This window comes from Sphingopyxis macrogoltabida, from assembly GCF_001307295.1.
Lineage (GTDB): Bacteria > Pseudomonadota > Alphaproteobacteria > Sphingomonadales > Sphingomonadaceae > Sphingopyxis > Sphingopyxis macrogoltabida_B.
The window spans coordinates 4,279,766-4,302,993 of record NZ_CP012700.1; the positions used below are offsets into that span (position 1 = coordinate 4,279,766).

Genomic DNA, 23,228 nt, shown 5'->3' on the forward strand with positions numbered 1-23,228 from the left:
TCCGAAGTCGGTCTCGCGCTCTGCGCCGCATCATCCAAAACCGATCAGACCCGCATCGCCGATCTTGTCGCCGAGCATGGGCAGGACGGCTTCCTCGCCGCCTGGCTGCGCGATCGCGGTGTTGAATGGGCAGCAGAACTGATCCCCGCTCTCACCAATCTCATCCCCCAGACCGAAAAGGAGTCCTGACCATGACTATCCGTCTTCCCCGTTCGCGGGCCATGCTCATGGCGGCAACACTGCTTGCCGCGCCGCTTGCGCTCTCGCCCATGCTGACCAGTCCGGCCCACGCGCAGTTCGGCTTCGGCCGCATCGTCTATGACCCGACCAACTATGCGCAGAACCTGCTTACGGCCGCGCGCACGCTGGAGCAGATCAACAACCAGATTGCCTCGCTTCAGAACGAAGCGCAGATGCTTATCAATCAGGCGCGCGATCTCACCAGCCTGCCGTATTCCTCGCTCCAGACCTTGCAGCAGAACCTCCAGCGCACGCAGCAACTCCTGAGCCAGGCGCAGAACATCGCCTTCGACGTGCAGAAGGTCGATCAGATCTTCCAGACCCAATACGGCAACGTCTCGCTGTCTGCGACCGATGGCGAGCTTGTCGCCGACGCGCGGTCCCGCTGGCAGAATACGGTCGGTGGCTTGCAGGACGCCATGCGCGTGCAGGCCGGCGTCGTCGGCAACATCGACACCAACCGCACACAGATGTCGGAACTGGTCGGGCAGAGCCAGAACGCGACCGGGGCGTTGCAAGCTACGCAGGCGGGCAATCAGCTTCTCGCCCTCCAGTCACAGCAGCTTTCCGACCTGATCGCACTGATGTCGGCCAATGGCCGATCCGAGGCGCTGATTGAGGCTGAGCGTGCCACGGCTGCCGAACAGGGCCGCGTCCAGCGCGAACGCTTCCTGACGCCGGGATCGGGCTACCAGCCCGGCAATGCCCGGATGTTCGGCAACGGCAACAACTGACCGGACAGGAGGGGCGCGACATGGACGGCAAGATGCTAGCACGGCTAGGCGCGATCATATTCGTGGCTATCGCCATCACCGCCACGGTGATCGAAATGACCCGCGAGGATGATCCGGCGCAGAACCGCCCAGCGCCATCGCTTCAGCCCTCTGCCGATCCGCTGCGCCAGAGCCTGCGCCGTTGCCAGCAGTTAGGCGAGGCCGCCGTGAGTGATCCCGGTTGCCTCGCCACCTGGGCCGAGAACCGCGACCGCTTTCTCGGCCGAACGCCGGTGCCCGCCGCCCCGCATCAGAACGGGGGACAGTGAACCATGGGCGGCACCGGCGTCATCGACAATTTCCTAGGGGTCTTCACCTCCTATATCGACAGTGGGTTCGGCCTGCTCGGCGGTGAAGTTGCCTTCATCGCCACCACGCTGATCGTCATCGACGTGACGCTGGCGGCACTGTTCTGGTCCTGGGGCGCGGATGACGACATCATCGCCCGGCTGGTCAAGAAAACGCTCTTTGTCGGCGTCTTCGCCTATCTGATCGGCAACTGGAACAGTCTCGCCCAGATCATCTTCGACAGTTTTGCCGGTCTGGGCCTCAAGGGTTCGGGCACCGGCTTTTCCGCCGCCGATCTGCTGCGTCCCGGCAAGGTGGCGCAGACCGGCCTTGATGCCGGTCGCCCGCTGCTCGAATCCATCTCTGACATGATGGGCTATTGGTCTTTCTTCGAGAACTTCATCCAGATCGCCTGCCTGATGTTCGCCTGGGTGCTGGTGCTCCTGGCCTTCTTCATTCTCGCCGTGCAGCTCTTCGTCACGCTGATCGAGTTCAAGCTGACCACACTGGCCGGTTTTGTGCTGATCCCCTTCGGCCTCTTCGGCAAGACCGCCTTCATGGCCGAGCGCGTGCTGGGCAATGTCGTTTCCTCCGGCATCAAGGTGCTGGTGCTGGCCGTCATCATCGGCATCGGATCGACGCTGTTCTCGCAGTTCACCGCAGGTTTCGGCGGCGTGACGCCGACCATCGATGATGCCATGGCGATCGTGCTGGCAGCCCTTTCCCTTCTCGGCCTTGGCATATTCGGTCCCGGAATCGCTTCTGGTCTGGTTTCCGGTGGTCCCCAGCTTGGTGCGGGTGCTGCCGTTGGAACCGGCCTTGCCGCAGGAGGCATGATGCTTGCCGGGGGTGCCGCCGCTGGCATGGCCGCGAAGGGAGGAGGAGCAGCGCTCTCTGGTGGAGCGGCAGCCGTGCGGGGTGGTGCTGCCGCCGCAGGTGCGGCGAGCGCCGCCTATAGTGTCGGTTCGCTTGGCCAGTCCGGCGCTGCCGGCGTCGCTTCCGGTCTGGGCGGTGTTGCCCGTGCCGCAGGCTCTGCCGCCGCATCGCCCCTGAAACGTGCTGCCTCGAAGGCATCGGAAAGCGTCAAGTCCAGCTTTTCCGATGGAGCGCGTGCCGGATTCGGCGTCACCGGCGGCTCTTCCACGGCTGGAACAATCGGAGGCGCCAGCGATGCTGCAAGCGCTGCCCCGTCACCCGCCACGCAGGCTGGCGGCTCTCCGGCATGGGCAAAGCAGATGCAGCGCAAGCAGACACTTAGCCACGGCACGTCGATGGCCGCCCATGCCGTGCGCTCCGGCGACAGCCATGGCGGCGGCTCCTCCATCAATCTTTCTGAAAGTGACCGCTCATGAACATCTTCAAACGTCCATCGGCCCATTACGGCAAATCGCCCGAACCCGAGACGCCCTATCAGAAAGCTGCCCAGGCCTGGGACGAGCGCATCGGTTCGGCTCGCGTGCAGGCAAAGAACTGGCGCGTCATGGCCTTCGGCTCGCTGATCCTCTCTGCCGGTTTCGCCTCGGCCCTTGTCTGGCAATCGGCGCGCGGGACGGTCGTGCCCTGGGTGGTACAGGTCGATAATCTCGGCCAGTCGCAGGCCGTTGCGCCCGCCGTGGCTGACTATCGCCCGACCGATCCGCAGATCGCTTTTCATCTCGGCCGCTTCATCGAACAGACGCGCTCGATCCCCGCCGACGCAATCATCGTGCGGCAGAACTGGCTTCGTGCCTACGAGTTCACGACGGACCGGGGTGCGGCAATCCTCAATGACTATGCCCGCGCCAATGACCCGTTCGCCAAGGTCGGCAGGCAGCAAATTGCGGTTGAAGTGTCGTCGGTGATCCGCGCCTCGAATGACAGCTTCCGTGTCGCCTGGACCGAGCGCCACTATGAGAACGGCCAGCTTTCCACGACCGAACGGTGGACCGCGATCCTGACCATCGTGATCCAGACGCCGCGCGATGCTGAACGTCTGCGCGCCAATCCGCTCGGCATCTACGTCAACGCCATCTCCTGGTCGCGGGAGATGAGCCAATGAGCACTTTGACCCGCAAACCCGCCTTCGCGGCTTTATTGCTGTCTGCCACCATGCTGGCCGGTTGCGCCACCAACATAGCGCCGCAGTTCAGCTATGATACCGATGTGCCGGCGCTGCCTGTCGTGCCTGCCGCCGTCACCGATGACCGGCCTCGGCCGCTGCATACGCCACCGGCCTGGACGGTCGCACGCGGCGGGAGCGCTGCCGGAACACCGGCAGGCCGCGTCGAGAATGCCAATGCCGCCGCCCGTGTCGAACCACGCCGGGAAGGCTATTACAACGCCATCCAGATCTACCCCTGGTCGGAAGGCGCGCTGTTTCAGGTCTATGCCGCACCGGGGCAGATCACGACAATTGCGCTTGAACCCGGCGAAAGCCTGACCGGCACAGGACCGATTGCAGCAGGCGACACCGCGCGCTGGATCATTGGTGACACCGAAAGCGGATCGGGTACGAGCCGCCGCGTCCATATCCTTGTCAAACCGACCCGTGAGGATATTTCCACCAATCTTGTCATCAGCACGGATCGCCGCGTCTATCTCATTGAACTTCGCGCCCGCGCGGCGCTCTATATGCCCGCTGTGGCCTGGGCCTATCCCGCGCTGCCTGCCGATCATCGCGTGACTGTTCCGGCAGCCCCCATCATCCCTGTCGAGACGGCCCGAAACTATCGTTACGGGTTGACCGGAGACACGCCACCGTGGCGGCCGATTTCCGTCTTCGATGATGGCCGCCGTGTCTATGTCGTCTTCCCGCGCGGCATCGTGCAGGGCGAGATGCCGCCAATATTCGTCATAGGCTCCGAGGGCGAAACGCAGATCGTCAACAGCCGCATTCACCAGAACATTCTGATCGTGGATCGCCTGTTCGGTGCTGCCGAGCTGCGCCTTGGCAGCCGCGATCGTCAGCAGACCGTCAGGATTGTCCGCGTTGAACAAAGGCATGCGGCCCGGCCCGCGAATACCGGGGAGGAGCCGTCTTGAGCGAAGAGACGACCACCAATGCGCCTCCTATGCGTCTGCGCGCCGAGCCGCCGCGCGTCACGCGCCTGTCGCGCAAGATGCTGGCTGGTGTTGGCGCCGTCGCGCTCCTCGGCATTGGCGGCGCATTGATCTATGCGCTCCAGACCCGAGACATGGGCGGAAATGCCGAAGAGCTCTACTCGACCGAGAACCGCCCCACAGCGGACGGTCTGGCCGGTCTGCCGCGCGATTATACCGGCCCCGTCCTGGGGCCAGCTTTGCCGGGCGACCTCGGTGGCCCGATCCTCGATGCGCAGAACAGGGGGCAGCCCGTTACGCCGCCGGCTATGGCAGCGCCCACTCGCGACCCCGCCGAGGAGCGTCGTCTCGCCGAGGAAGAAGCCGCGCGTCTTAGCACCGTGTTCTTCCAGTCGGGGCAGCGATCAGCGACGACACCCGGCTCCAATATGCCGGGCCTCGCTGGCCTTGACCTTGGCGGTCAGCCCACAACGCAGGACCGGCACACGGCTTTTCTGAATGGTCCGGTGGATCGGCAGACCGTCGCCACCAACCGGATCATGGCGCCAGCCTCGCCCTATATCCTTCAGGCTGGGGCCGTAATCCCGGCTGCTATGATTACCGGCATCCGTTCCGATCTGCCGGGCCAGATCACCGCACAGGTCACGGAAAATGTCTATGACAGCCCCACCGGCGCGCTGCTCCTGATCCCGCAGGGAACGCGCATCATCGGCCAGTACGATGCTGTTGTGACCTTCGGCCAGCGCCGTGTGCTCCTGATCTGGAATCGCCTGATCCTGCCCAATGGCCGCTCCATCGTGCTGGAGCGCCAGCCCGGTGCTGACGCTTCCGGCTATGCCGGTCTGGAGGATGGCGTCGATTACCACTGGTGGGATCTGATGAAAGCGGCGGGCCTGTCCACGCTGCTCGGCATCGGAACGGAACTGGCGACCGATGACGAGGATCGCCTGATCCGCGCCATCCGTGACGGGGCGCAGGACACCATCAACCAGGCCGGACAGCAGATCGTCCAGCGCCAGTTGCAGGTCGCGCCAACGCTGACCGTCCGGCCTGGCTATCCCATCAGGGTCATTGTCACCCGCGATCTCGTACTCGAACCTTACAGGAATTGACCATGACAAAGCTGAAACTTGGGCCGTTCATCGAAGATAAACCCTTGAAAGTGACAGTGGAGCTCCCGGGCGCGCTCCACCGCGATCTGATCGCCTATGCCGAGGTGCTGGCCCGCGAGAGTGGCCAACCAGCCGCCGATCCTGTCCGGCTCATCGTGCCGATGCTGGAACGCTTCATCGCCACCGATCGAGGCTTCGCTCGCGCCAGAAAGACCGGTTCATGACGAGCCGCACTCGACACATCGCGTCGCTGCGATGACATCCATCAGTGTGTCGATGGCTTCTCGCGATGCGTCCCATCTGGCAGATTCTTCCATTTCTCGATTCTGCAAGATGAAGCTCAAAGCGCCGTGGACAGCTGACCCATACATGAAGCTGTATCGCTTCAGGTCAATGCCGGGCAAATAGCCTTCTTCCTGAGAGCTGCGCAGACAAGCCAGCAGCAGATTCAGTATCTTGCTACCAGCTTCGCTTGCCCATGGATCACCGCTGACCTCGAGCTTTGGCGGTGGCGTAAGCATCAACCCACATTCTCCAAGTAAGTCGCTGATTTCGCTGTCGTAATCGTGATATTTCGCATATAAATCATGGCGTTGACGGCTGCGAGGGGCGCGTTTCATGGATCACCTGGAGGGTGCGGGCTTGGCGCGGGGAGATCGGGTTGATTTCGACCGCCGTGTGCGTCTGGAGTTCCGTGGTGCGCAGATCAGTTCAGACGGTGGCCTGCTGGTGATGCGCGAGCTTGATGACGTGCTCGGCCTGTCCAATCTGGCGTCGGAGGCGCTGCGAGACAGCCGCACCGGGAAGAACACGCTCCATCGGCTTGACGGATTGTTCCGGCAATCGGTGTTCGGACGACTGGCCGGATACGAGGATGTGAACGATGCCGACCGCTTGGCCCTCGATCCCGTGATGCGTCAGGTCGTTGGCGGCAGGGCCGTCGAGGCGCAAGCTGCTTCGGCATCGCAGATGGGACGGTTCGAGACCGAGACGCTGGCTCTGGCCGCGAACCGGGCGGCGCTGGCCGATCTGAACGGCCAATGGATCGACCGGTTTCATGACCGCAACGGGTTGAAATACATCGTGCTGGACATGGACAGCTCGGTCAGCCCCACCCACGGCGATCAGGAAGGTACTGCCTGGAACGGGCATTTCGACTGCACCTGCTATCACCCCATCTTCTTGTTCAACCAGTTTGGCATGCTGGAGCGCTGCGCCCTGCGTAACGGCAATGTCCACAGCGCCGATGGCTGGCGGGATGTCCTTGATCCCGTCATTGCCCGATATGCTGGCCGCGACCTTGGTGGACGCTTCTTCCGGGCCGACGCTGCCTACGCGATCCCCGCGATCTATATGCGGCTGGAAGAAGCCAGGTTCTTCTACGCCATCCGTCTGCCCGCCAACGCCGTCTTGCGCGAGAAGATCGCGCATCGGCTGACACGGCCCGTGGGACGGCCTTCGCTGACCAAGGTCAAACGGTTCTTCGAGGACTTCGAGTATCAGGCGGCGTCCTGGGACAAGCCGCGCCGCGTCATCGCCAAGATCGAATGGCATCCGGGCGAGCTGTTCCCCAAAGTCGGCTTCATCGTCACCAACCTGCCGATGGAGCCAGACTGGGTGGTGAGGTTCTACAACCAGCGCGGCACCGCAGAGCAGCACATCAAGGAAGGCAAATATGCCTTTCGCTGGACGCGGCTGTCATGCCGGAAGTTCCGGCACAACGAGGTGCGGCTGCAACTGCACGCGCTGGCCTACAACCTGGCAACCTTCCTGCGCTGCATCGAACTGCCCGAGGCCATGGCGGACTGGTCGTTGACCAGCCTGCAACTCAAGCTGATCAAGATCGGCGCCCGCGTCGTCCGCCACGCCCGCGCCATTACCTTCCAGTTGGCCGAGGTCGCCGTCACCGGCCCGATGGTGCGGGCCGTCCTTGCCGCCATCCGCCGTCTTCGAACGCCTCCGTCATGCGCATGACCACGATCCATGCCCAAGCTGAACGAAAGCGGCAGGACAGGTCCGTCTGCCGCGCGGAAAAGCGGCTCTGCCGGGCCAGAATGCTGCGGGTTCGAGGCTTGATCCACCCGACTTCGGCCGTTTGCGCGACGACAGACACCGCTCGGGGCGAAAAACGCTTGCCCAGCGAGCAAAATCAGGCGATCTTGAAGTCAAGCGGCAGGCCACTTGGGGAATGTCGGCTGAAGCTGGTCGTGAATAACGTCCGGTTTCAGGATGGAATACCGGTGGACGATCAATCTGACAGGAACGCTGCCTGATGGGCATACACCAGATTTGACAATAACTCTGGGTTTTGATATGTATTAGGACAGGCTGTTGAGGCCGGTACACCAACAATGACAACAAGGGTGAAAAGGGTACGTTATGACTTTCGATATTGATTAGCTGAGATTTCAGTGGGATAGGACCTCCGAATTCTTTGCCAGACTCAAGCAGGCGGGTACGACTGGCATCTGCGCCTGCCACGACCGACAACTTCACCAAATGAACGTCTTTGGAATTCTCGTTGATAAGGTCCCGTCCAGTGGTGGCTTTCGTACAGGGGAGGTTGACGGTTATTGTCCGTCGTCAGAACATTTGGCGCAACTCGTGGCGTAAATTAGCGGAGAGCGGGCCTCGTCTGTGGTTTGATATTAGGCGGCGAACTTTCGGTGCTGCAAGCGCCGATATTCGATGGTCTGTCGTTTGATCCTTTCGCGCTGTTTGATGATGGCCGGTGCCCTGCCGAAGTAGGCGTCAGCGGGCGTCACGTTACCGAGGCTTTCGTGGTATCGGCGGTGATTATAATGGTCGATGAAGGCCTCGATCTGGGTTTCAAGATCGCCAGGCAGGAAGTAATTTTCGAGCAGGATGCGGTTCTTCAGGGTCTGGTGCCAGCGCTCGATCTTGCCCTGGGTTTGCGGGTGCATCGGGGCACCGCGGACATGGGTCATCTTGTTGGCCTCGATATATTCGGCCAGTTCGCCGGCGATGTAGCTCGGGCCGTTGTCGCTGAGCAGCCGGGGCTTGTGCAGCACCGTGGCGCTGTCGCAGCCGGAAGCCGCCAGGGCGAGGTCCAGCGTGTCGGTCACGTCCTCGGCCCGCATGTTGGTGCACAGCTTCCAGGCAATGATGTAGCGCGAGAAGTCGTCGAGCACGGTCGACAGGTACAGCCAGCCCCACCCGATGATCTTGAAGTAGGTGAAGTCGGTCTGCCACATCTCGTTCGGCCGCGTGGTTTTGGTGTGGAACTGGTCGGCCGCCTTGATCACGACGAAGGCCGGGCTGGTTATCAGACCATGGGCCTTGAGCAGGCGGTAAACCGTGGCTTCCGACACGAAGTAGCGCTTCTCGTCGGTGAACCGCACCGCCAGTTCGCGAGGGGATAGCTCGGTCGTCTCCAGCGCCATCTCGACGATCTGGTCCCGGATGTCGTCACCGATGCGATTCCACACCCGGCTCGGCGCCGATGGCCGATCCTCCAGCGCCTCCGGCCCGCCTTCGAGGTAGCGGTCGTACCAGCGATAGAAGGTCCGGCGGGCAATGCCGAGCTGGTCCAGCGTGCGTTTGGCAGGCAGGTGCGATTGCTCGACGATCCGGATGATCTCCAGCTTCTCGGATGCCGGATACCTCATTCGTCGTCGCCCCCATCCCCGACCATGCTTTTTTTGAGCAGGCGGTTTTCGAGTGTCAGGTCGGCCACGCATTCCTTGAGCGCCCGGGCTTCGCGGCGCAGGTCGTGCACCTCGCCGGTGGTCGCGGCACGCGCGGTGTCGCCCGCCAGGCGGCGCTTGCCCGCTTCCATAAACTCTTTCGACCAGGTGTAGTAAAGGCTCTGGGCGATGCCTTCCTTGCGGCACAGCTCGGCAATGCTGTCCTCGCCGCGCAGGCCTTCCAGCACGATCCTGATTTTGTCCTCTGCAGAGAAGTGCCGGCGCGTCGCACGCCGTATGTCCTTCACCACCCGCTCAGCAGGGGCCTTCGGCCCCGATTTCTTCAAGGAGGATTTGGGCTTCATCTTCGTTCCTTCGTCTCTACGACGAAGCCCAAATCCTCCTTACATCTCAACCTCAAATATGTGCCATTGGTGCTGACGGCGGACACTGCACCGGTGTCTGGCCTGCCATGTGATAGAGGGCCAGCATCGAGTGGGTTTTGCCGCCGCCGAAGTTAGTTTGCAGTTCGACGACAGGATCGCCGCCGCTGCCGGACAAGCGCTTTGCCGCCCCGATCAGCAGCGTGCTCAAGCCCTCTGTAAGGTAGGTGCGGCTGAAGAACTGGCGTGGATCACGATACTCAGACGGCGCGCTGCCTGAATGGACCTTGGCGAGGTCGGCAGCGAACTCGGCCTGCTGGAATTCCCCGGTGGCGACGTCTTGATGCGGTTCGACCACGTCTCGCCACGGCAGCAAACCCGCCACGGTCTCGACCGAAATCTCGAGGCGTTGTGTTTTACGGCGCTCCTCATTGCGCTGAAGTTCGGTGAACTTCGTCCGGAGGATGGTGTCGCGCATCTTTCCAAGCTGCTCGGCGACTTCACCCGCGCTGATGGCCTCCATCAAGCGACGCATGGAGTCGAGGGCACGCTCGGCGTCATCGTATGAGAAATTCTCATTGTGCGAGAGCTTGTTTCGGACATCGAGGAGTTCCGAAACATAGGAGCGTTCTGGGTGGCCTAGGACGTTCGCGAAAGCGTCCTTCCAGAAGGCCATCATGGTCTTGAGCAGACCTTGCTGGTCCCAGCCGACTTCTCCGGTCGAGTTCGGCCGGAGACCCTGAACGCGCTCGATGACTTCTAATTGCCAATGACCTTTGAGCGAGGTCTCCAGCCGCTTTTCTACGAAAGGGATCAACGCCGACGGCAGCAGTTCCATGCCTTCAAAAACATACTGGCGGGTGCTTTTTGCCATGTCCCGTTCCCCCTCAAATATCCAAGCGGGTCTGACGATCCCCGCTCGTGTCGTGGATGGCCGCAGCCGCCTTGGTCAACTCGGCCCAATCGGCGATCAGAGCGTTGTAGGCCGTGGCCTCTTTCGCATCCTTCCGCTTGTTGGCGCTGATGTCGTAGAGGCAGTAGGCGAGATCCTTTACTGCCTCGGCCTGGGCGCTGATCTTTTTCAAAAGAACAGCGGTCTCGTGCGAAATGCCATCCTTCTCGTACAGACGTACCAGATGTTGGAGACACTCCCACACCGTTAGGTGGCCATCGTTGTGCGGTTGCCAATCTTCGTCGAGTTCGTCTCGGCTAAGGATTCGCACCTTGCCGGCAGCGCTTTCAACGATACCCGCGTGCTTGACGCTCTCAACTGAGATGCCGCGTGCCGTGGCGATGCTGTTGGCCGTACCGTACTCACCAGTCTTCAACCCGTTCTGCTCGAACCACGTGATGGCGAAGCGCGTATCTGGATCAAACTCACCTTGGATGCCGCCCAGATACTCGTCGAGTTCCTTGTTAATCAGCTGGAGCGCTGTTTTAACGCTCATCGGATTATCGTCTGACTCAAGCACAGCCTTGTATCGCGAGAATACGCCCATGCCAGGTCCGATGGCTGATTGCGGCATGTCTGCTGGTGCGATGTTAGCAGCCTGCAGCTCGGCGATCGCCGGTGGCAGTTCGCGCTTCAGCGCGCGGATGAACTCCGCACGAGTAATAACCTCTGCCGTGCTTTCCTTTTTCCGGCATACCAAGACGACCGAGTTTGCAAGCACATTTTTACCAGCCTTGAAGCCAGTGTCCCGCTCAGTTCGCATAGGCCATGTGCCAACAACAACTTGTCCAGCGCGAATAACCGCCTCCAGAAAAGTGGCCCAACCTGTTGATGAAATTCCTTCTTTTTCAATTTCACTCTGCTTAAAGGCGTAATAAATTGTCGCCGGAAAATCGGGATTTGTCGTATCAGCAATTCTTACCATCGCTCGCGACATCCCATTCATAAAAAACTCTTCCGCCGAAACCTTTCCGCCATGCCGATACGGCGAGGCTACCAGCTCAGAAGACTTAGGAGTTTGGACGGTAGAAAAGTTTTCCGGGAAAATGACTCCAATAGTTTTTTTCATCCATATGTAGAAATAGTCGGATAAGTCGGCATAGTTTATGTTGTCATAATATGGAGGGTCGGTGGAAAATACCGCTCCGCTTGGCACTCCGTCCAATTCCTGGGCTTCTTTTTGAACAACAGTTCCGGTTTCTCTCGGCACAAAATATTCCAAGACCTTGGAAACCCATTCAACGGCCCCACCGAAATTACCCGTTGAGTTAGCGTCCGCGCTCGTGGTGTAATTTCCGGTGTAGGCGATGGTGTATTCCGGGGTGGGGCATGCCCCACCCCGGAATGCGGCGTCGCTGGTGGCCACCGGGTTCATCGTTATGGTGGAGTTTGCACACTTCAACCGTGACGAAGAGGAGTTCCCGATGACCGAGGACAGATTACTGATCGAAGAGCTGGCTGCAAAGGGCGGCCAACCGGATTTTTTGCGCACCATCGCCGAGAACGTGCTGCAGCTGATCATGGAGGCCGACGTTGATGGCCTGATCGGCGCGGGTCGCCACGAACGCAGCAGCGAGCGCGCGACCTGGCGCAACGGCTATCGCGACCGTTCGCTGGATACCCGGGTAGGCACGCTGAACCTGAAAATCCCCAAGCTGCGTGCTGGGTCCTATTTTCCGGGCTTCCTTGAGCCCCGCAAGATGGTCGAGAAAGCGCTGGTTGCGGTGATCCAGGAAGCGTGGATCGGCGGGGTCAGCACCCGGCGGGTCGATGAACTCGTCCAGGCCATGGGCATGACCGGCATCTCCAAGTCCACCGTCTCCAAGCTTTGCAAGGACATTGACGAGCGCGTCCATGCCTTTCTGAAACGCCCGCTCACCGGCGAATGGCCGTATCTCTGGCTCGATGCCACCTATCTCAAGGTACGCGAAGGCGGGCGGATCATCAGCGTTGCCGCAATAATCGCCATGGCCGTCAACACCGAGGGCCGGCGCGAGATCGTCGGCCTGCATATCGGCCCCTCGGAAGCGGAGGTCTTCTGGTCCGACTTCCTGAAGGACCTTGTTCGGCGCGGTCTTACCGGCGTGAAGCTGGTCATCTCCGATGCTCACGAGGGCCTCAAGGGCGCGATCACCCGCGTCATGGGCGCCACCTGGCAGCGCTGCCGGGTGCACTTCATGCGCAATGCCCTGTCCTATGTGCCCAAGGGCCAGAACACTGTCGTCGCCGCCGCGATCCGCCAGGTCTTCCTGCAGCCCGATCAGAAAAGCGCAACGCAGGTCTGGCGACAGGTCGCCGACCAGTTGCGCACCCGTTGGCCCAAGCTCGGCGCCTGCATGGACGAGGCCGAAACCGACGTGCTCGCCTACACCGGCTTCCCCACCCAGCACCGCACGAAGTTACACTCAACCAATCCGCTCGAGCGGCTCAACAAGGAGGTCAAGCGCCGCGCCGACGTCGTCGGAATCTTCCCGAACGAAGACAGCATCATCCGCCTCGTCGGGGCTGTGCTGATGGAGCAGAACGACGAGTGGCAGCTCCAGCACCGATACATGCAGATCGAAGGCATGGCCGAACTCAACCAACCCATGATCGAGGAGGAAAATCAGCCCCTACACATCACCGCCAAAGCCGCCTGACGATGGCCCACGGCCACAGCCGAAATTACACCACCTTGACGGACGCGACCCCCGTTGACGATGAAAACACATTCGCCTCAGCGTAGTCCCACACCATAGGAAGCGACTGTCGCCCGAATGTTTGAACAATAAAACCTCCTCCCCAGGGGGTCTGCGATGACCAGTAGTTCGCCGACCGTCCAATCGCCAAACCGAGGTAGAATCCTACCGCTTCGCCATAAGCTCTTGCTGCACCACCATTCGAGGCCAAACCTAAATTATCCACGGCCATGCCGGCCTTTGAGGCGTCTTGCGTCGCCTTGTCGACCACGGCAGAAACCAGGCCTGCAAAACAATTAAGAGCAACGAGCTGCCTCGTAGTGAATAGGTCTCCAAAATTGGCAATACCGTAATCTACCGTCCAGAAGTTTCTGGGGTCGTTGGGCAGTTGGACATCTGGACGCCAGTCTGGCTCCGCACTCCGAGCTACCTTCTCTTGAATTTCATCAGGCGCGACGAAAATCATTCCACCTTTTCTTTCAACGACCACGCCCATAAGGGCTCTTCCCATCTTCCCTGACATCCCACAATTCTTGATATACTCAGTAGGTATTGCGGTATTAGAGATAACGCACCGAAAGTTTGCGCCTCTGCCCGCCTTCGTCCCTTCCTTTGCAAGGGCGATCTGACTGGCAGTTCCGCCGCTGTGCATTGAGTAGCAAATTGTCTTTGCTTGCTTATCGACAATCGGCTCTACCCATGCTTCCTTTCCAGCCTTGGTGCTCAAAACAAAGCTCGAAGCAATTGGAACCTGCACGTCCGCAAAGGCGGGGTCTGGACTGGGAACGGTTCGAGTCCAAATCCAAGCGATCACTGTTCCTTTCCCGCCGCCATACTCCTTCGGTAGGTCCACTTGCGGATATAGATGGCCGATACGCTCCCATGCTTTCTCGCGCATCCATTCGCCGTAGTATTTCACGTCCTCGGCCAATCCTTCGACATTGCGGTAGAACGATCGCTCCTTGAGACCGGGATGAATGGGGGACAAATCTCTAAACTTCGGTGGGATCTCGACCATTGCCTTGCCGATCATGACCGCGACCGGATTCAAGTCAGACCCATAGGCAGGCAGACCGAGGCGCTGCGCCTCTAGAGGGATCGACCCACCACCCGAGAAGGGATCATAGACCGGCGGCAGTTCGCCCCCGCAGCTCTTGCGGATTTCGCTGCGGGCACGCTCCAGAACCTCCTCGTTGGTCGAGTTCTCCCATTTCACTAAGTCCTCAATGATGGTGAATAGCCGCTGGCGCTCACGCTCCTGATCTTCGAGGGTAGGGAACTGATCTGAATGGCTGGAGGGATCATCCACCAGTTGTGCAAACAGAACGGCTCGGCACGCAGCAAGTGGGCGACGTGCCCAATACAGGTGAAGCGTGGAGGGATGGCCATGGCGAATTGATTTTTCCCGCACCGAAGCGGCGTTAATTGCCTCTAATGGAAGCGCGACCTCAATCAGTTTTTTCTTCATTCTGCACTACCCACGAGCGCGCCTTCGAAGGACGCCTCTAAAATTGAAAAGCTTTGCGGAGGATTGAATCCGAACTTTGCGTTCAGGTCGGATAATCTCTTGGGTTGATCGAACAGGACCGGTTTCCCAATACGGATCGCATGAACTGTTCCGTTGTGGCCTATGTATTCAATAAGTTCATTTTCAGTTATAGCCCCATCATTCCTAAATAACTTAGCCTCTTCGAGGGAAACCTCGGTGATAGATCCAACAGTCGAAAATCCGACAATAGATTTTACGGGAACACCAATATAAAAAAACACTTTATCAGGTAACTTTATTGGCCTTCTCTTCCTGAAGAACACGGAAATCTCTCCACGGCGCAATGGCTCCTCCCATCGCCCATTGAAGGAATAAACGACCGACGGATTCTTCTTTGTGTTAGTCGTCGAGGTCATAAACAAGCCTGTACGTTGCGGGATGGATGGTCAGTTCGCCGCCGTCGCGCAAAGCGCGCAGGCGGGCACCCGTCATCTCGACGGGACCACCTTCCGGGTTGATGAGAATGAACGAATAGAGGTCCGGCTTCTGGTCCAGCAGGCCCCAAACGTCAGCTTCAAGCTGGAGCGGTTCGTGCTCCAAGCAATGGTCTTTGGGATAGTAGTGCCGCAGGATCTCGCCGCCCACCGAGCGGCGCTCCCACGGAAAGCGCGTGCCGTTGCCACGGCCTATCCAGCTTCCGTCCGTATGGAAGAAGCGATCCTCGCCATCGGCCTTATAGCCTTGGGCCAACGCAAACCGCGCCATCACGCTCGGACGGGGCGGCTTCGGCGCGGCCCGGGGCCTGGTCGCCACTTCCGTTTCGATCAGCTCTCGCTCTGGCTCCCCGGCCGATGACTCAGCTGTGGGCTGCGTTTCGGGCTCATCCTCTTGCAGGTAGAGATATTCCCCAGCGACCGGCTCGCCAACACTGTTCGCCTCTTCCGCAAGCCCGTCGATACCATCGTCATCATCGGGTTCGGTGACGGGCTGGACCATCGCTGCGACGACGATGTGCTCGGGGCCGAGGGTGAAATTCTCTTCGAGATATTCCCTGATGTCCTCCGGTGAGCGCTCGAACGCATACGCCAGCGCCGCACGAATATCCGAACTCAGGCTCCTGCCGATCTCTTCAGGCACTCTCTTGGCGAGCTTGGCCTTGGACAGCGGACTGACAAACAGCTTGCGCTCGAGCCATAGAATGTCGGTGAGCCGCGCGGTGCCGGCCGGGACGCCATCGATATACGGAACGACCTCCAACTTTGGAGTCTGGACCCAGCTCGTCGCAGCGATCGCCTCCGCCAGCGCCCGCACACGCTCGGTCTCTCCGGCGTCGGCAAGCTCAATCCGTCCGAGTTGATTTCCGAACGCGGTGAGCCAGTCGCGGCGATCATCCATGCTGGCGAGCAGCGACGGCTGATTGAAGTGTTCCTCGACAAGGTCCGAGAGCGCCGGCAATGCCGAGAATGGTGACGCCTGCACGACTTCTCCCGACAGGCGCTGAAAATCTGCGGTCTTGCGCTTGACCCATTCGTGCAGGTGGCTCCACCGGAACAGGGTCTGCATGCTTAGGCCATAGGCGAGCGTCTCAACGGGCGCCCACTCGCCCACGAGGTTCAGCCAGTGTCCGCACTCCTCCCAGATGCGCGTGGGGTAACGGACCAGCAGGGTGCGAACCCGCCGGGCGTCGTCGGCCGACAGCCCCTTTCCCGAGGCCAGTGTCCCGAGCCATTGCAGCGCAAGGTCCGCCGATGGGCGATCCGCGACACCGACACGGTGCCACAGGCTGAGATCTAGCACCGACGCGCGCACGACGGCAGCGCCGGGAACATCCTCCTCGTCCCCTGCCAGGAAGACACCACCGGACGTCACCCACGTCCCGTCGTGGGCGAGGATCAGCTTCTCCGCCTTGAAGGCGGTTCTGATGTTCTGAGCGTCGGCGGTCGAGCATCCGTCGAGCATCTGATCAAGGCGACGATACCATTTCTCAACTTCATGGGCTGGAGCCGTGTCGGATTTGGCCAGGGCGCGCAGCCGGTCGAGCAAACGCTCGGGACCGCTTGGGGTACTGCGGACGCCCAGAAGGTCAAGCAGTGGTCGGGTGGTTTCGCGATCAAGCAGCCCATGCACGAAAGGCTCGACATCGATCAACGCCTCCGTTTCCGGCGTCCTGCGCACCAAATCTGCCGGAAGCTGGACCATGTTGCGGGTATCGGGAAGGCAAGGCTTGGCTCGCAACTTCAGCAGCCAATCGGTCAGCAGGCGCTCGGATGAAACCGATCGCGTGGACCCGGTGGTCGCTACCTGCAACAGCCGAGCGCTGACGGCCCGCGACCAATAAGTGTCGCGCTGATCCAGGATCTTGCCGACGATCTTCGTCCAGATGCCTGCGTCCGTCTTCGCCAGCACCTCCCAATGCCGCCAATAATCCGCAGGGAAATCCCAGTCCTCAATGACGAATTGGTTGGTGACATAGGGATAGTAGAGCGCGCTGCGGGCGCCGCGCGCCTGCGCTTCCGTTGTGAGCTGCTGTCGCCCGTATAGGCTCTGCCGCTTCTGGACCAGGGGCGCCATCGTCTGAAGCCCCGAACGGCCAGACGACACCCAGCGCAGCCAATCCTCCCGCGTGCAGGATTTGAAACTCGCAACATAGTCACCATGCAGGAGTTGCGCCTTTCGGACCGTCTCCGGCAGTAGCTCCTCCAGCGCGCCGTTCTCGTCGAACAACACGCCCTTACTGATCACCCGCAGTGTTCGGTCAGCGCAGGCATATCGGAAAGATTCGCCGATCGTGACGCCAAGCTTGGCAGCGATCTGGGCAAGTTGGACGCACTCGGCAAGTTTCGGCTGATCGGAACCGAAATAGTCAACGGCAACCCGCTCGATCACGGCGTTGACGTCGCTTGTCCCGTCGAGGCCGATCTCCTCCAGCACCGCGAAGGCCGCCTCAACCGGGTCGTTGTGGTTCTCTCCCGCCGCCTTGTCACGGCGCTTCTCGGCAAGGAACCGGGTCCAGTTCTGGTTGAGGACGATCAGATGGCTGGCGAGAAACTCCCAATCTTCTTCCGACTGAAGCAGCTTCTTTTCGCCGAGCCGAACGATCTCCGACGCCGCGTAAAGCACCTCCTTGCCCTGCACAGGCACGATCCGCAGGCCATCGGTGTCGTGACACTGCCAGCCCGTCACCTCGGGCGCGATATAGGCCCACAAGTTCAACAGGTGCCGCCAGGTCGCGGGCCGCGGCAAATGATTGGTGCGCAGGCGTTCGAGCAAGTCGGACTTTGAGAACTCCTCGACCAGATCCCAGTGAACCAACTTGGTCTGGTTCTTCGCCGATACATGCTGGCACAGCGCCGGCCTGGATTTGGCATCGAGCAGCGCCATGGCCTGATCGGCCGGCCAGATGTCGAAGACAGGCCGCGGCATAGTGATCGCGGCCTTGGCATCGACCAGCCGCCCCTCTTCTGTCAGAAGCATCGGCTGGCCTTCGATGGCCGCGTCAAACGCCAGTTCCACGATCGCGCCGCACGCCCCTTCGAGCGTGGTCGCCTCGCGGTCGACGTCGGGCAGCAGACCATAGGCGTCCGCCCGATCCCGCGCGCTGGTCTTCGTCTTCTCCAGCCACTTTATCATGGCGCTGGCGGCCAATTCTCCAGCGCGATTCAGGAGCCAGCGGTTGGTTGGCGAGGTTTCCGGGTCTTTGATCTTGAGACGAGCAGGGTCCTGGATGAAGGGCGCGTTGCAGGCGAAAGGTAGCGCCGTTTCCACACCGGTCGGTAGCACGACATAGAGCCGCCCCTTCGCGCCCAGTACGATCTCCACGCGGCAGGGCGGGAAATCGCCGTTGTCCTCGGCCCCCAGCATCCGCTCCTTGCGGATCTCATCGAGCGCCTCAACCGGGAAGGCTTCCTCCCCCGACCGCACGAGAAGGAACGAATCATCCGTTTTCTCATCCAAAGCCATCCACTCGCTCTCGGCGATTGGCCCAGGTCCGAGACTTTGCCAATGCACCTCGCTATCGCCGATCCGCAGGCGACGAATATTCTTGAAGAACAGTAGAGACACCGGGCTCTTCAGCCACTCGTCGAGATTCTTCTCGACTTCGCGGCGCAGCAGCGGGTTGGCGATCGCCACTTCGACGCGCGTGGTTCCCGATGTCTGGTAATAGCTCTCGATCCAGTGGGGCTCGGTGAACCGCGCACGCTCGAAGGCCACGGCCAGAGTTGGCGTGAACAACTCGACCCGATCGCCCAGGCTGAACGTGCTTTTGAAGCCGATCCCTCGAAAGCCGATCGTGTGCAGCGCGCGCTTATTGGAATAGCCGAAGCGGCAGATTGAAGCGAAATGGGCCTCGATGAAGTCCTCGCCATTGTGCTCGAAAACGAAGCGTTCGTTCTTGATCGAAACCCGGGCCTCGCTGGCGCCGGCGTCATCGGCGTTCTGGAGCAGCTCTGACAGAATATGGCGGGGGCTCTGCACCTGCTTGAAGAGCTGGTGCCAAGGGCCAGCAAGCTCCGGGTCCGCCTCAAGCTGGTCCCAGCGCTTGGTCGCGCGCTCCTGGATCGACCGGAAATAGTCGGGAGGATCGGTGAGGATGGTCTCGATCTGGCGGCCCCCGCTCATAGCGGCGCCTCCAGCCTCGACGGCGTGGCGACCAGTTCGGGTCCGCGCGGCGGGGCCGTCTTGCGCCAGCCGCCCTTGACGGTCTGGATGGCGGAGATCGGCAACCGTTGCGCGGTTGGCAGTTCGTGCAGATCGCAAACGTGCCAGAACACCGCCCAATGGCCCTGATTGTCGGACGTATATTGGCCCGTCGTCGGCGGGCGATGCGTCATTCCCTTTGAATGCTTGCCGTTTCCACTTTCCTCACAGCCGACATACCAACCCAACCAGGACGCAACAAAACTGAACTTAGCCGCCACGTCCTCGTGCGACGGATAGATCAGGACCGGCACCCGGGCACAGCCGCGCAGTTCATCGACCTTGCGAAACAGTTCCCACTTCCGTGATCCGAAAGCGACGAAACCCTTGGCGTTGGCGATAGCTCCCCCCGATTGAAGGTGCTCAAGCGGCACGGGGGCCAAGATGGAAAAATCCGCAATGTCGGTCATATCACCCCCTATGCCGGTTCTTGCGCCCGCTCCAGCAGACGTCGGAGGTCAAACTGGATCGCGGTTTCGAGGAACGAGGGTTCGCGTTCCACGAGCGGGCCGCGCACATAGCGCGGAGCCTGGGCGAAGCCTGAAGCGACTTGGACGATAGCGAGAACGAACTTCTCTGGCTCGTGCAGCGAGGTGATCACCTCCTGCCGCGTGACCATCACGCTGTCCGCGCCGTCGATGCGTCCCTTGACCTCAATGAAGCGCAGATGCCCCGACCTCGGATCGTGGGACGCGATGTCGTAGCCGATCTTCTGGGCGGAGACGTCAACCGGCTCATTACCCAACGCCCGTTCCGCTGCCATGACGGCTTCCATCGCCGCAAGTTCGATGGCGCGGCGTGCCGCAGGGTCTTCCGCGAAATGACTTGGCGCGCTTGATGCCCTACGTGCCTCCAGCAGCCCACGGGGAATAACCACCATGCCGCCCCGCACACGCGGCGGCTGCGATGAGATGAAGCGCTCCCGCTCAAGCTGGTCCATACGGCGCTTTTGCCGATCCGCGAGCTCCTCGGCCCGGCGCTGCGCGTTCTGCCAGTTTAACCGAGTCTTCTTCCCGGCGCGTTCCTCTTCCTTCAACTCGAAGGCACGTGAGTCCCAGTAATTGATTTCTTTCTTGAGCCGGGCGCGAACTTCCTGCTCGACCTTTTCGATCTCAGGCAGGCGCCGTGCCTTGACCTCGGCGACATGGCCTTGCGCCAGCTCAACCGTCGCAAACCGGATAGCGGCTTTCTCCAGATCAGTGGTCAGCCAGCTTTCGTCCAGAAGGTCCCGTACGCTGTCGATCTCCTCCGGTTTGGCAGGACGCAGATTCAAATGCGGCGCGATACCGGCATTGACGGTGTTTCCAGCCTTGTCGATCGCGGCGAACTGGAGGCGCTGCGAGATCACATGCGGCTTGCCAGCGCTGGTTACGCGGCCGTCCTGGACAACATGCTCCAGCAGAAAAATGGCCGATAGCGCATCACCCGCGTCGGTGTCATCGACAAGGATCGCGCCCTGCCGCATGATTTGCTCATACTGTTCACGGACAAGGCTGATTACGGCGTCGAGCAGCGGATGGCCGGGACAAACGAAGGCCGCAACCGGCTGCTGGTTGATCTTATCCTTCTCGAAGCAAATGCGCTCATACTGTGTCTGGAGCGGTGCGCCGGTTCCGATCTGGCGATCCCGTTCGCGGATGCGTACCGGCACATGCGCAACCTCCCAACGCCCTTCCTCCCGGCGTTTGATCTTGCCACCCAGATGCTGGAACGCTTCGACGAAGAAGCTCTGGATGTGGTGGGGCTGCAGGCGCAGCGCCTCGGCGCGCTCCATCTCCAGTCGCAATTCCTCGACCCTTGCCTCCGGCATGGTGTCGTTGGTCAGGGCGCGGCGACGCAGCAATTCAATCAGATGCCCCTGGTCAACCGCACCATCGACCTGCTGAAAAAGACGGGCCTTAACGTCCTCCTGCTCGCCATACTGGATCGCTTCGAACAGCAGATCCTTCAGGGCCACGCCATCGAACAATTCGCCGAGCACGTCATAAACACGGCCACCAAGCGCCTCGCGCGCAGCTTCCAGCTTCTCCAGCAGACGCGCGTAAACCTCGCCTTCACGCGTATCGGCCGCGACGAGATTCCACAGATGACAGACCTCCATCTGGCCGATGCGGTGGATGCGGCCGAACCTCTGCTCAATCTTGTTCGGGTTCCAAGGCAAATCGTAATTGACCATGAGATGGCCGCGCTGAAGGTTCACGCCTTCGCCCGCCGCATCATTGGCGATCAGGACCAGCATGTCCTTGTCCTGCATGAAGCGCTCTACGACCTTGCGCCGCTCCTCGCGCGACACGCCACCATGGATCACCTCGACGGCCTCGGTGTTGCCGAGCCGTGCCCGCACCTTGTCGAGCAGGTAGTGCAGCGTATCCTTGGGCTCTGTGAAGATGATCAGCTTGCGACGATTGCCGGCCGCGTCGATCATCAAATCGTCGTCGAGGATCCGGTTGAGCTGGCTCCATTTCGTGTCCACGCCCGAGCGCAGCACGCCGAGCGCCATCGCCTCCAGCCCCTTCAGGGTCTCGACCTCCAGGGCAAGCTGCTCGACCGTCTCAGCCGTCGTCGCGCCTGTCGAGATCAGATCCTCAAGCTCGTCGATCTCCTCCTGACCATACTCTTCGATGTTCCGCAGCATGTCGGCGTTGATCGCGGGCTCGGTTGCGCCGGCCCTGCGACCCTTGGAGGCCAAGCGGGCTTCGCCCAACTCGTTTTCCAGCCGTTCCCGGCGACGCTTGAGGGACTGGTAGATGGCCGCCGGCGACGAGGCGAGACGCCGCTGAAGGATCTGCAAAGCGAAACCGACATTGTTGCGCTTCTTCCCGTCGCCCTCGGCAAAACGCTGCACACGGTTCATCTCGGTGCGCACATATTCGGTGACGGCGGTGTAGAGCGCAGCTTCCCCTTCCGACAGCTGATACTTGACCGTACGCGCCCGTCGCTCGGGAAACAGCGGCCGACCATCGAACTTTAGCAGTTCCTCCTTGGTCAGCCTGCGCATCATGTCTTCGGTATCGGCATAATGGACACCGTCGCGGAACCGGCCCTCAAATCGATCACCATCGAGGAGCGCCATAAAGAGCTGGAAATCTTCTTCCTTGCCGTTGTGTGGCGTCGCCGACATCAACAGCAAATGGCGGCAGACCTGGCCAAGCTTCTGGCCGACCTGATAGCGCCGTGTATATTTGACCTCGCCGCCGAAATAGGTGGCCGACATGCGATGGGCTTCGTCGCAGATGATCAGGTCCCATTCGCGCGCGCTCATGAGCTTCTCCTGAAGCTCCTCATTGCGCGCCAACACGTCGAGACGGACGATCAGCCGATCCCGGTCGCTAAACGGATTGCCCGAACGCGAGTTCTCGATCATGTCGCGGGAGAGAATGTCGAACTCGAGATTGAACTTTTGTCCGAGCTCGTCCTGCCACTGCTCGACCAGGCTGCCCGGAGCAACAACTAGACAGCGTTCAAGATCGCTGCGGGCAATCAGTTCCTTCATCAGCAAACCGGCCATGATGGTCTTGCCCGCACCGGGATCATCCGCGAGGAGGAAGCGAAGCGGCTGGCGCGGCAGCATTTCACCATAGACCGCCGAAATCTGGTGCGGCAGCGGATCGACAAGGCTCGTGTGAATCGCCAGATACGGGTCGAAAAAATGCGCCAACTTGATGCGATTGGCCTCCGTCACCAAGCGCAGCAACGCCCCATCGGCATCGAACGACCAAGCCCGTCCGTTTTGCTCAACTTCAAGGCGATGCTCGTCGTCTCGGTACAAAATGGCCTCTGCCACCGCACCGTTGTGATCACGAAAAACGACACTGATCGCCTGGTCCCCGATCCAGTCGACGGAAACAACATGCACAGCTTGCGCCGAAGCCACGCCTCGAACGGACGCGCCGTTCTTAATCTCCTCAAGCTTCGCGGCCATCATTCAT

General features: G+C 60.8%; 18 protein-coding genes and 1 pseudogene. 10 read left to right on the plus strand and 9 right to left on the minus strand.

Translation table 11 applies throughout. The features are described 5' to 3' along the window. Positions 1 to 191: 191 nt before the first annotated feature. Genes trbJ through AN936_RS19865 form a run of 7 tightly spaced genes read left to right on the plus strand, consistent with a single transcriptional unit; the run spans position 192 to position 5,676 of the window. Positions 192 to 974: a P-type conjugative transfer protein TrbJ gene (gene trbJ, locus AN936_RS19835; protein ID WP_054589593.1), complete on the plus strand. Its 783-nt coding sequence runs from the start codon at positions 192 to 194 to the stop codon at positions 972 to 974. 20 nt (positions 975 to 994) lie between these two features. Further along, complete coding sequence (gene trbK-alt, locus AN936_RS19840) at positions 995 to 1,282, plus strand: putative entry exclusion protein TrbK-alt (protein ID WP_054589594.1); 288 nt, start codon at positions 995 to 997, stop codon at positions 1,280 to 1,282. Positions 1,283 to 1,285: 3 nt separating this feature from the next. Then, complete coding sequence (gene trbL / locus AN936_RS19845; protein ID WP_054589595.1) at positions 1,286 to 2,653, plus strand: P-type conjugative transfer protein TrbL; 1,368 nt, start codon at positions 1,286 to 1,288, stop codon at positions 2,651 to 2,653. Then, positions 2,650 to 3,339 (plus strand): conjugal transfer protein TrbF, encoded by a 690-nt coding sequence (gene trbF, locus AN936_RS19850; protein WP_054589596.1) that lies wholly within the window; start codon positions 2,650 to 2,652, stop codon positions 3,337 to 3,339. Before trbL ends, trbF begins: the two co-directional genes overlap by 4 nt. After that, on the plus strand, positions 3,336 to 4,322 hold the full coding sequence (gene trbG / locus AN936_RS19855) for a P-type conjugative transfer protein TrbG (RefSeq protein WP_054589597.1): 987 nt from the start codon (positions 3,336 to 3,338) through the stop codon (positions 4,320 to 4,322). Before trbF ends, trbG begins: the two co-directional genes overlap by 4 nt. Before the next feature lie 29 nt (positions 4,323 to 4,351). Next, entirely contained in the window at positions 4,352 to 5,452 is a 1,101-nt protein-coding gene (locus AN936_RS19860) for a TrbI/VirB10 family protein (protein WP_054589598.1), read from the plus strand. Positions 5,453 to 5,454: 2 nt separating this feature from the next. Next, positions 5,455 to 5,676, plus strand: coding sequence for a DUF2274 domain-containing protein (locus AN936_RS19865; protein WP_054589599.1), 222 nt, complete (start codon positions 5,455 to 5,457; stop codon positions 5,674 to 5,676). Here AN936_RS19865 and AN936_RS19870 read toward each other — a convergent pair. Continuing rightward, complete coding sequence (locus tag AN936_RS19870) at positions 5,671 to 6,072, minus strand: WHG domain-containing protein (RefSeq protein WP_149037733.1); 402 nt, start codon at positions 6,070 to 6,072, stop codon at positions 5,671 to 5,673. The two genes, AN936_RS19865 and AN936_RS19870, sit on opposite strands and share 6 nt — an antisense overlap. Between AN936_RS19870 and AN936_RS19875 the strand changes: the two genes are divergently transcribed. Then, a complete protein-coding gene (locus tag AN936_RS19875) occupies positions 6,071 to 7,426 on the plus strand; it encodes an IS1380-like element ISPme1 family transposase (protein WP_011997539.1) in 1,356 nt (451 codons plus the stop codon). The two genes, AN936_RS19870 and AN936_RS19875, sit on opposite strands and share 2 nt — an antisense overlap. Further along, entirely contained in the window at positions 7,417 to 7,725 is a 309-nt protein-coding gene (locus AN936_RS25625) for a hypothetical protein (protein ID WP_234715653.1), read from the plus strand. The genes AN936_RS19875 and AN936_RS25625 overlap by 10 nt, the downstream gene beginning before the upstream one ends. Positions 7,726 to 8,100: 375 nt before the next feature. Here AN936_RS25625 and AN936_RS19880 read toward each other — a convergent pair. The 3 genes and pseudogenes from AN936_RS19880 to AN936_RS25630 all read right to left on the minus strand — a co-directional run bounded on the left by AN936_RS19880 (position 8,101) and on the right by AN936_RS25630 (position 11,800). Further along, a protein-coding gene (locus AN936_RS19880) for an IS3 family transposase (protein ID WP_149037735.1) occupies positions 8,101 to 9,464 on the minus strand; the annotation gives its coding sequence in 2 pieces (ribosomal slippage) (positions 8,101 to 9,114 and positions 9,117 to 9,464; 1,362 coding nt in all). An 85-nt stretch (positions 9,465 to 9,549) separates the two neighbouring features. Beyond that, positions 9,550 to 10,356: pseudogene (locus AN936_RS19890) on the minus strand (Swt1 family HEPN domain-containing protein); the annotation flags it as partial. A gap of 13 nt (positions 10,357 to 10,369) precedes the next feature. Then, positions 10,370 to 11,800 carry a DUF1156 domain-containing protein gene (locus AN936_RS25630; RefSeq protein ID WP_234715654.1) on the minus strand — a complete coding sequence of 477 codons (1,431 nt, stop codon included), beginning with the start codon at positions 11,798 to 11,800 and terminating at the stop codon, positions 10,370 to 10,372. Between the two features lie 58 nt (positions 11,801 to 11,858). Between AN936_RS25630 and AN936_RS19900 the strand changes: the two genes are divergently transcribed. After that, positions 11,859 to 13,073: an IS256-like element ISSpma2 family transposase gene (locus AN936_RS19900; protein ID WP_006954973.1), complete on the plus strand. Its 1,215-nt coding sequence runs from the start codon at positions 11,859 to 11,861 to the stop codon at positions 13,071 to 13,073. 25 nt (positions 13,074 to 13,098) lie between these two features. Here AN936_RS19900 and AN936_RS19905 read toward each other — a convergent pair whose 3' ends face one another. Genes AN936_RS19905 through AN936_RS19920 form a run of 5 tightly spaced genes read right to left on the minus strand, consistent with a single transcriptional unit; the run spans position 13,099 to position 23,221 of the window. Next, positions 13,099 to 14,580, minus strand: coding sequence for a DUF1156 domain-containing protein (locus AN936_RS19905; RefSeq protein WP_084758554.1), 1,482 nt, complete (start codon positions 14,578 to 14,580; stop codon positions 13,099 to 13,101). Next, positions 14,577 to 15,017: a hypothetical protein gene (locus tag AN936_RS24835; protein WP_149037736.1), complete on the minus strand. Its 441-nt coding sequence runs from the start codon at positions 15,015 to 15,017 to the stop codon at positions 14,577 to 14,579. Before AN936_RS24835 ends, AN936_RS19905 begins: the two co-directional genes overlap by 4 nt. Continuing rightward, positions 15,001 to 19,221 (minus strand): sacsin N-terminal ATP-binding-like domain-containing protein, encoded by a 4,221-nt coding sequence (locus AN936_RS19910; protein ID WP_054589604.1) that lies wholly within the window; start codon positions 19,219 to 19,221, stop codon positions 15,001 to 15,003. Before AN936_RS19910 ends, AN936_RS24835 begins: the two co-directional genes overlap by 17 nt. Next, positions 19,218 to 19,709 (minus strand): hypothetical protein, encoded by a 492-nt coding sequence (locus AN936_RS19915; RefSeq protein ID WP_054589605.1) that lies wholly within the window; start codon positions 19,707 to 19,709, stop codon positions 19,218 to 19,220. Before AN936_RS19915 ends, AN936_RS19910 begins: the two co-directional genes overlap by 4 nt. 8 nt (positions 19,710 to 19,717) lie before the next feature. Beyond that, positions 19,718 to 23,221: a protein NO VEIN domain-containing protein gene (locus tag AN936_RS19920; protein ID WP_054589606.1), complete on the minus strand. Its 3,504-nt coding sequence runs from the start codon at positions 23,219 to 23,221 to the stop codon at positions 19,718 to 19,720. Positions 23,222 to 23,228: the final 7 nt, after the last annotated feature.

Excerpts from the sequence above, each read along its gene's own strand:
- AN936_RS19860 (WP_054589598.1), top strand. The coding sequence starts at position 4,352 with ATGCGTCTGCGCGCCGAGCCGCCGCGCGTCACGCGCCTGTCGCGCAAG.
- trbJ (WP_054589593.1), top strand. The coding sequence starts at position 192 with ATGACTATCCGTCTTCCCCGTTCGCGGGCCATGCTCATGGCGGCAACA.
- trbL (WP_054589595.1), top strand. The coding sequence starts at position 1,286 with ATGGGCGGCACCGGCGTCATCGACAATTTCCTAGGGGTCTTCACCTCC.
- AN936_RS24835 (WP_149037736.1), bottom strand. The coding sequence starts at position 15,017 with ATGACCTCGACGACTAACACAAAGAAGAATCCGTCGGTCGTTTATTCC.
- AN936_RS19875 (WP_011997539.1), top strand. The coding sequence starts at position 6,071 with ATGGATCACCTGGAGGGTGCGGGCTTGGCGCGGGGAGATCGGGTTGAT.
- trbG (WP_054589597.1), top strand. The coding sequence starts at position 3,336 with ATGAGCACTTTGACCCGCAAACCCGCCTTCGCGGCTTTATTGCTGTCT.
- AN936_RS19865 (WP_054589599.1), top strand. The coding sequence starts at position 5,455 with ATGACAAAGCTGAAACTTGGGCCGTTCATCGAAGATAAACCCTTGAAA.
- AN936_RS19870 (WP_149037733.1), bottom strand. The coding sequence starts at position 6,072 with ATGAAACGCGCCCCTCGCAGCCGTCAACGCCATGATTTATATGCGAAA.
- AN936_RS19915 (WP_054589605.1), bottom strand. The coding sequence starts at position 19,709 with ATGACCGACATTGCGGATTTTTCCATCTTGGCCCCCGTGCCGCTTGAG.
- trbK-alt (WP_054589594.1), top strand. The coding sequence starts at position 995 with ATGGACGGCAAGATGCTAGCACGGCTAGGCGCGATCATATTCGTGGCT.
- AN936_RS19920 (WP_054589606.1), bottom strand. The coding sequence starts at position 23,221 with ATGGCCGCGAAGCTTGAGGAGATTAAGAACGGCGCGTCCGTTCGAGGC.
- AN936_RS25625 (WP_234715653.1), top strand. The coding sequence starts at position 7,417 with ATGCGCATGACCACGATCCATGCCCAAGCTGAACGAAAGCGGCAGGAC.
- AN936_RS19910 (WP_054589604.1), bottom strand. The coding sequence starts at position 19,221 with ATGAGCGGGGGCCGCCAGATCGAGACCATCCTCACCGATCCTCCCGAC.
- AN936_RS19900 (WP_006954973.1), top strand. The coding sequence starts at position 11,859 with ATGACCGAGGACAGATTACTGATCGAAGAGCTGGCTGCAAAGGGCGGC.
- AN936_RS19905 (WP_084758554.1), bottom strand. The coding sequence starts at position 14,580 with ATGAAGAAAAAACTGATTGAGGTCGCGCTTCCATTAGAGGCAATTAAC.
- trbF (WP_054589596.1), top strand. The coding sequence starts at position 2,650 with ATGAACATCTTCAAACGTCCATCGGCCCATTACGGCAAATCGCCCGAA.